1 protein-coding gene is annotated in these 823 nt (G+C 71.9%); it reads right to left on the bottom strand.

The annotated features are described in order from the left end of the window. Positions 1-719 (bottom strand): YihY/virulence factor BrkB family protein (locus LPA54_RS33440; protein WP_228984478.1); only part of this gene is annotated, 719 nt, incomplete at its 3' end. Positions 720-823: the final 104 nt, after the last annotated feature.

The raw sequence follows: 823 nt of genomic DNA on the forward strand, positions 1-823 counted from the left end.
GTCACCAGCAGGACCAGCACCGGCCACTTGGCGATCGACCAGACCGTCAGGGCCGTGTCGCCCAGCCCCAGCAGATCACCGGCCCGACGGGCCAGCCCGCCGGTGAAGACCACGATCAGCGCGCTGATCCCGGCCATCAGCAGCAGCGCCACCGTCACGCCCACCCGGACCGGCAGCACCTTCCACACCGGGCGTCCCTCGGGCATGTCGTACACCGCGTTCGCCGAGCGCATGAACGCCGCCACGTAGCCGGAGGCCGACCAGATGGCGAGCAGCAGACCGACGATCGCCACCAGCGACCCGATGCCCGCGCTGCCCTGCAGCTGCTGGACCGCCTGCGTGATGATGTCCCGCGCCGCGCCGGGGGCGGTGAGCTCCTGGACGTTCTCCAGCACTTTGTCCGTGGTCGACCGGCCGGTGAGGCCGAGGATCGACACCAGGGCCAGCAGCGCCGGGAACAGCGCCAGCATCCCGTAGTACGTCAGGGCGGCGGCGCGGTCGGTGAGCTCGTCGTCCTTGAACTCGCGCACACTGCCCTTCAGTGCCGCCTTCCATGCGCCCTTGGGCAGCTTGGCCGGACTGTCCGGCGCCGCATGTTCCACCGCGTCGCTCGGGCCCGGCTCCTCAGCCGACTGCCCGGCCCGCCGCGAGGTTGCGGACTCGTCCGGTGCTTTCTGATGTGCCGACCGGTCGTCCCGGCCCGGGATGTGCAGCTTCATGGCCACCGGGTGCCCCCGGTCCGCCACGTCACGCACGGGTGCACGGGTGACGCGGCCGGGCGCGAAGCCGGCCGCACCACCCTTGTGGGAGCGCTCCCATACGG

Source organism: Streptomyces sp. DH12 (assembly GCF_020873895.1).
Lineage (GTDB): Bacteria > Actinomycetota > Actinomycetes > Streptomycetales > Streptomycetaceae > Streptomyces.